Source organism: Bremerella sp. JC817 (assembly GCF_040718835.1).
Lineage (GTDB): Bacteria > Planctomycetota > Planctomycetia > Pirellulales > Pirellulaceae > Bremerella.
Genome location: NZ_JBFEFG010000241.1, coordinates 153,903 through 164,290 on the forward strand (window position 1 = coordinate 153,903; position 10,388 = coordinate 164,290).

At 55.4% G+C, this 10,388-nt stretch carries 8 protein-coding genes; 4 read left to right on the forward strand and 4 right to left on the reverse strand.

Going from position 1 to position 10,388, the window contains the following annotated elements; genetic code table 11:
• Positions 1-51: 51 nt before the first annotated feature.
• On the forward strand, positions 52-996 hold the full coding sequence (locus tag AB1L30_RS02965; RefSeq protein ID WP_367011868.1) for an SDR family oxidoreductase: 945 nt from the start codon (positions 52-54) through the stop codon (positions 994-996).
• Positions 997-1,016: 20 nt separating this feature from the next.
• Here AB1L30_RS02965 and AB1L30_RS02970 read toward each other — a convergent pair whose 3' ends face one another.
• Positions 1,017-2,297 carry an MFS transporter gene (locus AB1L30_RS02970; RefSeq protein WP_367011869.1) on the reverse strand — a complete coding sequence of 427 codons (1,281 nt, stop codon included), beginning with the start codon at positions 2,295-2,297 and terminating at the stop codon, positions 1,017-1,019.
• A gap of 117 nt (positions 2,298-2,414) precedes the next feature.
• On the opposite strand from AB1L30_RS02970, the gene AB1L30_RS02975 reads away from it, so the two are divergent.
• The 3 genes from AB1L30_RS02975 to acs all read left to right on the forward strand — a co-directional run bounded on the left by AB1L30_RS02975 (position 2,415) and on the right by acs (position 6,949).
• Positions 2,415-3,215: a polyprenol monophosphomannose synthase gene (locus tag AB1L30_RS02975; protein ID WP_367011870.1), complete on the forward strand. Its 801-nt coding sequence runs from the start codon at positions 2,415-2,417 to the stop codon at positions 3,213-3,215.
• A 395-nt stretch (positions 3,216-3,610) separates the two neighbouring features.
• Positions 3,611-4,879 (forward strand): DUF6807 family protein, encoded by a 1,269-nt coding sequence (locus tag AB1L30_RS02980; protein WP_367011871.1) that lies wholly within the window; start codon positions 3,611-3,613, stop codon positions 4,877-4,879.
• Positions 4,880-4,993: 114 nt separating this feature from the next.
• The gene (gene acs, locus AB1L30_RS02985; protein ID WP_367011872.1) at positions 4,994-6,949 is read left to right on the forward strand and encodes an acetate--CoA ligase; all 1,956 of its coding nucleotides are present in this window, start codon (positions 4,994-4,996) and stop codon (positions 6,947-6,949) included.
• A 7-nt stretch (positions 6,950-6,956) separates the two neighbouring features.
• Here acs and AB1L30_RS02990 read toward each other — a convergent pair whose 3' ends face one another.
• From AB1L30_RS02990 to AB1L30_RS03000, 3 genes are all read right to left on the reverse strand, one after another.
• A complete protein-coding gene (locus AB1L30_RS02990; RefSeq protein ID WP_367011873.1) occupies positions 6,957-8,783 on the reverse strand; it encodes a type ISP restriction/modification enzyme in 1,827 nt (608 codons plus the stop codon).
• Between the two features lie 463 nt (positions 8,784-9,246).
• A complete protein-coding gene (locus tag AB1L30_RS02995; protein WP_367011874.1) occupies positions 9,247-9,654 on the reverse strand; it encodes a hypothetical protein in 408 nt (135 codons plus the stop codon).
• 97 nt (positions 9,655-9,751) lie between these two features.
• A complete protein-coding gene (locus AB1L30_RS03000) occupies positions 9,752-10,060 on the reverse strand; it encodes a hypothetical protein (RefSeq protein WP_367011875.1) in 309 nt (102 codons plus the stop codon).
• Between the last annotated feature and the right edge of the window lie 328 nt (positions 10,061-10,388).

Below are 10,388 nucleotides of genomic sequence, written 5' to 3' on the forward strand. Positions count from 1 at the left end.
TCACTTGTTGAGATCTCGCACGACGCACCCTCCTTTCCCGATTTGAAATCCATGGCCAAGTATCTTGTCACCGGTGGTGCCGGTTTTATTGGTTCGCACATTGTCGATGGCCTGCTGGCTCGAGGTGACGAAGTGGTCATCTACGACAATCTCAGCACCGGTAGCCGCGACAACCTGCCGGACCATGCCAAGGCCACCTTCGTTGAGGGGTGCATCACCAACGCCGACCAACTGGCCGAAGCATTGAACGGGGTCGAGTATGTCTTCCACGAAGCAGCCCTGGCTTCCGTTCCGCTGAGTGTCGAACGTCCTCTTGATACCAACTTGCACTGCGTGACCGGCACACTGAACGTATTGAACGAGGCTCGCAAGGCAGGCGTGAAACGTGTTGTCTATGCCGCGTCGAGCAGTGCCTACGGCGATCAGCCTTTCCTGGCGAAGCGAGAGAGCGACTTGCCTGCTCCGCTTTCGCCTTACGCGGTTGCCAAGCTGGCGGGGGAATACTACTGCCAGGCCTTTTTCCATACCTATGGCCTCGAAACCGTAGGCTTGCGTTACTTCAACGTTTTCGGTCCACGCCAAGATCCTGACAGCCCTTACTCGGCCGTGATCCCGATCTTCCTGACCTTGCTGCTGCAAGGCAAGCAGCCGGTTGTTTACGGTGACGGGCAACAGTCGCGAGACTTCACCTACGTGAAGAACATCGTCAACGCCAACCTGAATGCGATGGCTGCCCCGAATGTCGCCGGTCGGACGATCAATGTTGCCAATGGCAAAAGTACTTCACTGCTGACCCTGCTTCGCCTGCTGAACGAATATCTGGGAACCGATATTCAAGCCAATCACGATCCGCCTCGCGCAGGCGACGTCCGGGACAGCATGGCCGATAACACACTGGCCACGCAATTGCTGAACTACGAGATCGAAGTTGACTTCGACGAAGGCCTGCGGAAGTCGATCGCCTATTACCGCGAATTGGCCACACAGCGAGCCTAAGGCAATCGAGCCTGCCTCGCTTATAGCGATTCGTTCACGCACATCGCCCGGTCTTCCAGATCGGGCGAATCTTCTTCCCGAGCGACCACAGGCTTCGCGAAGCGTTGATTCAGCAGGGCAATTGTCGCCAACAACAAGCCGATCGCCACGAATGTAATCGGATACGCAGGCAAGTCCATCTTGCGACTTCCAGCGATCAATGCCCCAATCACCGGTTGCCCCACCAGCCCGCCAGAGTCGAGCATCACGAGCATCAAGTTCGTGCCAGTGCCTCGATACTTCTTCGGAAACGCCACGCTCCCGCCGCCGATGATCGCCGGAAAGATCAACGCATGCGCGATTCCGCCAATAAATGCAGGGATCGGCAGCAGCCAGGGATTGCGGACGAAAAGATATAACGCCAAGCTCGTCGCCAGGACCAGTATCCCGATGGTGGCCGCATTCTTGACGCCGATCCGTTCTGGCAGCTTGCGTGTCATCAAGCGGAAAGAAAAGGCGGTAATCGCATAGACCAGGAAGAAAGAACTGAGGTTCGTGATCCCGACTTCTTTCGCGTAGCTTCGCAGAAAGATCTGCGGAAACAACACGCCGACTCCCATCGCGAACGACATCACCAACATCCAGCCGGGATGGTACTCACGAATCAGCTTCCAAAGGGAAGGGTGGTTCCGCGAGACCTGCGGGCGATCGCCTCGGGTGGCGAGAAACGTGAGGGCGATCGAAACACAACTCGCGAAAAGCGCCACGACAAACATCATTTGAATCTTCGACTCGATCGTACCGGAACCAGCGAAGATGATATCCCCGACGAGCGGTCCAATTCCCAAACCAATGAACCCGGACGAACCAAGCACACCGATCAGTTCCGTCGCGCGCCCCTTCGGAGCCTTCAAAGAAATGGCCGTGATCGAAGAGCCAAAGGCCCCGGCCAGGCCGACCATGTAACAGAGCCGAAGCCCATAGATCTCCGGACCATCGATGCGACCGACGGCGAAGTGTCCCAGCAGGGCACAGATGAGCAGCCCTAAAGATCCCAGCCAGACGACGCGGGTACCGAAGCGATCGATCATCGCGCCCTGAACGAACCGCATCAGAACGGCTCCGGCCATGCCGAACCCGGTGATCAGTCCGAGGTTATATTCGTCACCACCCAGAAAACTGACAAAGTCGAAATAACGGAACAGAGAGCTGTTGCAGACGATGAGCGCGGTATTGGCAAAATAGGCCAGCCAAAATTCGCGGCCGTATGCAATTTGCGGGACGGTCGACCTCTCTTCTGCCGTGACCACGGCGGAATTCATGAATCCTCATCTCGGTTTTGCGGGTGGCGTGGTTAGAATAACAGTATACGCACTCCCCGCCTGGAATTCCTCGGGACCTGCTACCTGGCAGAGCCCACCACTTTTTTTCAGAAACGAATGAGCGAAATCGCTGACAAACTCTCGACCACTCCGCATAAGCTTTCCGCTAAGGGGACTGATCGTTCCCCGAAGTCCGCGAGAATCTTGATTGCGGTCGCGACCTATAACGAGATCGAGAACCTGCCGATCTTCGTCGAGCGATTGGTGGACACTTTGCCCGATGTCGATTTGCTCGTTATTGATGATGGTTCCCCCGATGGCACCGGTGACTGGTGCGAAGATCAGGGGCAGATTAATCCGCGAATTCGCTGCCTCCATCGGAAGGGCAAACCGGGTCTCGGCTCGGCGATCATCGCGGCCATGCAGTATGCCGTCGAAAACGATTACGACGTGATGGTCAACCTGGATGCCGACCTGAGCCATCCTCCGGAAAAGATCCCGGAACTGCTGGAAGCCTGGTCTGGGAGCGAAGCGGAACATACCGTTGTCATTGGCTCGCGCTACGTCTCAGGAGGTGGCATCACCGGATGGCCGCTTAAGCGACACTTCATGAGTCGAGGCATCAACCTTTACACGCGACTGCTGCTGGGCCTGCCGATGAAGGACTGCAGCGGCAGCTTTCGGGCTTATCCGGTCGCCCTTTTGCGACAGATCGACTTCGACTCGTTCCTCAGCTACGGCTACTCTTTCTTCGAGGAGATCCTTTTTCACTTGCGCACCAACGGGGCTCGTTTCGTCGAAGTTCCGTTCGTTTTCGTCGAGCGGCAATATGGCAGCTCGAAGATCAATATGCGGAAGGCCATGATCGCCGTCGCCACGATATTCCGTCTGGGGCTGGGTCGGGTGCTCCCCTTCTAAAAGGAGCAATCCGCATCAATTGCCAGAATACCATCCATTAATTGCCGTTTTGCGCGGCTTCAGGGGCCTCAGGTAGGGTTGCCGCGCGGTTGGTGTCTGGCCAACAATATTCTGCTAGAGCGATCAGGCTGGTTCCTGCCTGTAAAGACTCGCTGAGTCCGATCGCCCTCGTTGCCATTCCCTGCCAACGGCAACGTCTCCGCCATCCCTTGACCCCATCGATTTGTCTGGCGTTGCCCCGTCTCGATCAGCCAAACCCCTTCCAAAGCGTGGTGGCGGACACTTTGTGTCCAGTTCGTAGCCCACAAGTACTCACTAGTGGTTTGCGATTGGTTACGCGTTTATCATAGAAGATTGAGAATTTCCTATTTGCCATGCCGAAAGGACTCCGCTTGATGTTTGCCCCCGGTCACATCATCCGCTCATTGCTGTTCGCCGCACTCTGCGCTTCGCCCGTATTCGCGGCCGATTCCTTTCATGTGAAAGTCGCTGCCCAGGGCGATGCCAAGCGGCCGCTTCCCTTGCAGGTCGATGTCTCCGTTCCGCAAAGCTTCGCCGACGTGCATGTCGTCGAACTGACCAGCAAAGGAATTGATCCGATCGTCGCTCAGTTGACCAAACCTGGTCTCGGCAACGAGAACCCCGATCCACTAGCTCGTGAACTCCACTTCGTACTGCCCGCATCGTTGATCGGCCCCGAGCGTGATTTGAAGGTCGAGATCTCGAAGAAGTTCGATGACCTGACCAGCTTCCGCTTTCAGGACGAAGCAGGCAAATACAAAGACCTGCTTTACGGCGATCGCCCGGTGATGCGTTACATGTACGAAGCGGTCGACAGCTCGAACGAAGATCGTCGTCACGAAACGATGAAGGTCTATCACCATCTGTACGATCCCCAAGGCGAACACCTGCTGACCAAAGGTCCCGGCGGATTGTTCCAACATCACCGCGGGATTTTCTACGGCTTCAATCGCATCAGCTACGAACAAGACGGCGAGAAGAAAACCGCCGACGTCTGGCACTGCAACCGTAAGGAAAGCCAGACCCACGAGAAGTTCGCCCGTGAAGAGGTTGGGCCCGTGGTCGCTCGCCAAGTTTTGAAGATCAACTGGAACGGCGTCGATGGCAAAACCTTCGCCACGGAACTTCGCCAGATGACGGTCTATCACGTGGAAGGGGACCAGGTCATCGACTTCACTTCCGTGCTGATCGCCAAGTCCGACAATCTAAAGTTGGATGGCGACCCGCAACATGCCGGTTTTCAGTTCCGTGCCACGCAGCATGTGCCGGACAAGACCGCCAAGCAGACGTATTACGTTCGTCCCGATGGCAAAGGCGAGCCAGGCAAGTTCCGTAACTGGCCCGGCAACCAAGAACACATCGACCTCGAGTTCAACGCGTTGAGCTTCGTGGCCTTCGATCAGCGATATACCTGCTGCTATCTCGATTCCCCTGAAAACCCCAAACCGGCTCGCTTCAGCGAACGTGACTATGGACGCTTCGGTTCCTATTTCGCGACCGATGTCTCGGAGGAAGAGCCCCTTCAGTTGCAATATCGTTTGTGGCTTCAGCCAGGTGAGATGGACGTCGCTCAGGTTCAACAACTGCGTGACGACTTCGTCGATCCTCCCAAAGTTACTGTCGAAGTCGAAGACAATTCCTAGGGTATCTGGTCCAGTTGGCTGTTCTTTGACACCCACTTGGACCCTCCCTAAAATCGCCTCGAACTTTCCGCGGTAGAACCTCCATCATTAACGCACTTTTAGGATGTAACTTTCATGTCGGATGGAAAAACCGGGCAGATTGATAACGTGATGCACGAATCGCGGCTCTTTCCGCCCAGTGAAGAGTTCGCATCGAAGGCCCAGATCAAGTCGATCGAAGACTACGAAAAGATCTGGAACGAAGCCAAAGCGGACCTGCCAGCTTTCTGGGATAAGTTTGCCAAGGAAGAACTCCATTGGTTTGAACCTTACACCGAAGTGCTCCAGTGGAACTGCCCCGACGCCAAGTGGTTTGTCGGTGGAAAGACCAACGTCAGCTACAACTGCCTCGATCGCCACCTCGGCACACCGACCGCCGACAAGACGGCCATCATCTGGGAAGGTGAACCAGGCGATCAGCGCACGCTGACTTACAAAGAACTGCACGCCGAAGTTTGCAAGTTCGCCAACGTGCTCAAAGGTTTGGGCGTTGGGGAAGGGGACCGCGTTTCGCTTTACATGCCGATGGTTCCGGAACTGGCGATCGCCATGTTGGCATGTGCCCGCATCGGTGCGATCCACTCGGTGATCTTCGCTGGCTTCTCGGCGGAATCGATCGCCGAGCGTAACAACGACGCCCAGGCCAAGGTGATCGTCACCGCCGACGCCGGTTGGCGTCGTGGAAAAGAATTGCCACTGAAGGCAATCGTTGACGAGGCCCTTGAGAAGTCGACTTCGATCGAACATTGCGTCGTCCTGAAGCGTGTCGGCAACGACATCGAAATGAAGACCGATCGCGATGTCTGGTGGCACGAGCAAATGGACGCCGTCTCCGGCGACTGCGAAGCAGCCCAGCTCGACAGCGAAACGCCACTGTTCATCCTGTACACCAGCGGTTCGACCGGCAAACCGAAGGGCATTCTGCACACGACGGCCGGGTACAACCTGTACGCCAAGAAGACCTTTGAATGGGTCTTCGATCATCGCGAAGACGACATTTATTGGTGCACCGCCGACTGCGGCTGGATCACCGGTCACAGCTATGTCGTTTACGGACCATTCACGGCCGGGGCGACCTGTGTGATGTACGAAGGTGCTCCGAACTTCCCGGACGAAGGTCGCTTCTGGGAGATCATCGAGAAGTACAAGGTCACCATCCTGTACACCGCTCCGACCGCGATTCGTGCCTTCATCAAATGGGGTGACGAATGGGTCGACAAACACGACATCTCGAGCCTTCGTTTGCTCGGCACGGTGGGTGAAGGGATCAACCCGGAAGCCTGGATGTGGTACCACAAGAAGATCGGTGCAGAACGTTGTCCGATCGTCGATACCTGGTGGCAAACCGAAACGGGTGGCCTGATGATGTCGCCACTGCCAGGTGCCACGGCAACCAAGCCAGGCAGTTGCACTCGTCCGCTATTTGGCATCGTACCGAAGATCTATGACGACTCACTGGATGAATGCGGTACCAACCAGGGCGGCATGCTCACCATCGCCGAACCTTGGCCAGGCATGCTGCGAGGTATCTGGGGCGACGAAGAACGCTTCAAAGAAGTCTATTGGTCGAAGGTTCCCGGCAAGTACCTGGCCGGTGACAATGCTCGCCGCGACGAAGATGGTTATTACTGGATCATGGGCCGTATCGACGACGTCATCAACGTCGCAGGCCATCGCCTCAGCACCATCGAAGTCGAAAGTGCTTTGGTTTCCCACCCGCTGGTTGCCGAAGCCGCCGTTGTCGGTCGTCCACACGAACTGAAGGGGGAAGCCATTGCGGCCTTCGTGACCCTGAAGAATACCGACGATCAAGACGAAGCCCGCGAAATCTTGAAGCTTCACGTCCGTAAAGAAATCGGTGCCTTGGCCGTTCCGGACGACATTCGCTTTACCGCTTCGCTGCCGAAGACTCGCAGCGGCAAAATCATGCGTCGTCTGCTGAAAGACATCGCCGCTGGCCGAGAAGTGGTTCAGGACACAACGACCCTGGAAGACTATTCGATCCTGGCGAAGCTTCGCGAAGAAGAATAATCGCGAACTACGAGTTGCGTTCAATTCCGAAAGCTCGGTGCAACCCACCGAGCTTTTCTATTTCTTGATCGATCCGCGCGATCGTCTCACGCGTCTCGCGAATGGCCTGGATCATTCCTATGTAGTGGCAAATATCTTCGGCGCTCAGCATCTGATGCCGACGGTCCTTCAACCACTTTTTCAGCACCTGATGGCTTCCGACATGATAGGCCCAGTCAGCGGCATGCACTTCCGCCAAGGGTGTTCGGCGATCGATCCAAACCTGGCCGTCGTGATACTTGGGATAGCCCGCGGCAACCGGTCCCAGTTCCGCCATGGCCGTCTCATATTCCCAAGTCGCTTTTCCCAAATGCAGCGCAATCAACTTCTGGCCATGCGTTGCCAAGCATTCGAAGTTCATTTTCTCGACGGGGAAAAACAACCTGGGGAACTCGATCTGCAGCATCGATATAAAGTGGGTGCGATACTCGCTGCTATGAAACAACGCGTAAATCATCGCGACGATCGCTTCGCCACCTACCGAACCCCGCAGATATTCGGGCAACAGGTCCCGATTGATGTTCTCGTTTCCCCGAAAAGATAGGGGCAAAAGCGTTTCGTTGCCTCGATTGTCACTTCGAACGATACCGTCGACCGTCAAAGCATCGGCAATCCAAAAGTAGTTGGCAGGCCGATCCGCGGGCATTTGCCGTCGCACGATCAACGCTACTGCCCCCGGTTTCTGCATTTCCTGCATGATCTCACCACGAGGCCAATCGATCATTTCTGCCGACCAATAGATCCAGCGGTGATCGAACGGGCGATACGCACAGCGTGTCAGACGACTTCTCCATTCCGGATCTTCGCGCAAAGAAGTACGGGCAATGGCAAGTTTCCAGCCACGAGTATCCCCTGGCGGATATTTTCCACTCCGAGGACGAGGAAAATACTTCGTTCGGATCTCTTCGTCGGTCAGAGCTGCGTCGCGAAAGTCTTCAAGCCGAGCCAAAAGACGCTCCCCGGACGTATCAATGACTAAAGAATCCCGGGCCGTTACCACCGTTGAGGTCGACTCCCGGAACAATTCCGTGATTGGAATCCCCTGGGAATACTCTGCTGAAACATCCGTCGGACGCGGAACAAGAAAGAAATGGGGCGACTGCGGACACAAAGTTTGATCGACAAGCTCGTTCCATCCTTGGTGGGACAAGGCGTGTAACTTGTCTTCGCGGTTTCCCCAAAGCTGCCCGAACTGAACTTCGCACTCTTCGCTGCTGACCTTAGACCGCGAACCAATCGAAATCGCGACTCCCTGACCGATATCAAAAACACTTTCATCCCGGGAAAGAAAGGCCGCCGTTCCTCGCTTCTTCGAGTTTCCGTTCAAATCGAGCAGTTCCAACCGATTAAACTGCCGCAGCAATTGATACCGCAGCCCTCGAAACGTGACGTTGTCGAGAAAACCGTGATTCACGACCAGGCCGAGAACCCCCAGCCCGGCCCGTTCCAGATGCCACTGCGAAACCCTCAGAAACTTGACGTAGTCGTCGTGCAGCCACAACTTCTTTTCCTGCAGCGGGACGCCTTCCACCTCAAAGTAGCTGCAATAGGTCTCTTGCTTGCCAACTTTCCCCCGAAGAAGTTCTTTGATCCACAACCCGTTGTTTGCGGATGCCGCCGCGTAGGGGGGATTTCCGAGAATGACCGTCGCTGGCGAACCTAATTCTTGGTGAACCTCTGGCTCGAGCGTGTTACCGCAGTGAATCGTTACCCAGGTTGGGTCGTATTTCGTGATTCCCGTTGCCTGGAAGAACTGCGAAATTGTCAGATGGGCCTGATCGATCGCTTCTGGCATCAGTTCAATAGCGGCAATTCTCTGGGGGAGCTCCTCCGCTATGAAACTTTCCCATCGCAGATTGGCCTGACATTGCGTTAACCCTTCTCGACTTGCCTGGGCCAAGATGTTCTCCGCCATCTGTTGTAAGGCAGCGACTAGAAAAATGCCGGTACCGCAAGATGGCTCGAGAACTCGGACGAATGCCTGGCTGGGATTGCATTCGATAGGCGCAACTATATTTCCCCTTCTGGCCACTTGCTCAAACGAACTTGAATCCGCCAGCCCGAGAGGTAAAGCGAACTGATGCTTTAACGTCTGATCGACCTGCCGAACGACGGCCTGCGCAACTTCCCACGGCGTATAGAAAACTCCCCGATCGCGACGTTGGCGGGGAGAAAGCTGGGCCAGCTCCGATTCAAAACGATAGGCGGAAGGGCTGACACTCAATGAAAGATACCTGTCAATCGATGAACTTCAGCCGCTATAACGGAAGATCCTCGTCTTTGATTCGCAAAAAGCCTTCATCACCCACCAGAGAACCATCTTCTCCCTGCATGATGACGAGCTGCCCTTCCCCTTCTGAGCCATAGACATCATAAACCACGTAATTGGGGTGACCGAACTGGTCGGCTACCTCTTGGCTCGCCTCGGCGTTGATCCAGGCGCGATAGATCTCGCCGATGTTCTCTTTCACAGCTGGCCGTTCGCCAAACTTGTTTTTGATCTCGGTCGTGACCTGGGAGTTTACGCCGAAATAGACCAGCCCACTACAAACCAGGCAGCTCACCAGGATCAAGCCAGCGACTGCGGCGATTGCCAGAACGAGCGGAGAAGTCGCGCCGCGGCGATCACGATGTTTGATTCGAAGATGGATGCGGGAGTCAACCAAGACAGATGCCTGAAAACGAGGGGCCAAACGATAGGTGCCTCTGTTTTACTCCGGAACGCCGTGGCAAGAAAGCCCTACTGACCGCGGTGGGATTGATCTATTTCAGTTGAAAGGTTCCCGCTGGAACTATCAACTCGCAGGTATCAATCAAACCCTCTTTCACCAACACAACCACCTGGCCTTCGCCTTTCGTACCGACCACGTAGAAACTCAAGTAGTCAGGATCACCACGATCTTCTTTAACTGCGGCCATATCAGCAAAGTCAATCGTCATCGTGTCGACTTCGCCAATATGCTCCTGCACCATTGGATGGTCACGATAATTCGCGTTGAAGGTCTCTTGAAAACTCCCCTCCGCCCAATTCAGCACCAAAAACAAACCGCCACCGCAAAGAAGGCCGCTCAAAAGCAGAACACCACCGACCCCGGCCAAAATGAAGACAACCGTGCGCCCCGCAGCTCCGGTACGTCGACCAGGCGAATTAAACCTTCGCATTGCCACCCCCCTCACCAACTATTCAGCAAACCAGCTCCAGGGCTAGTTCTAAGTCACTCTCATTGAGAAGTAAAGCCGTGAGGAGTTACGAACTTCGCATCAGCGCAACAAAAAAGCCCCGTTCGTATGAACGGGGCTTTGAAGTGTAAATGAATCCGGCGATACCTACTTTCGCACTGGTGGGCACTATCATCGGCTGGTTGTGCTTAACTGCTGTGTTCGGAAAGGGAACAGGTGT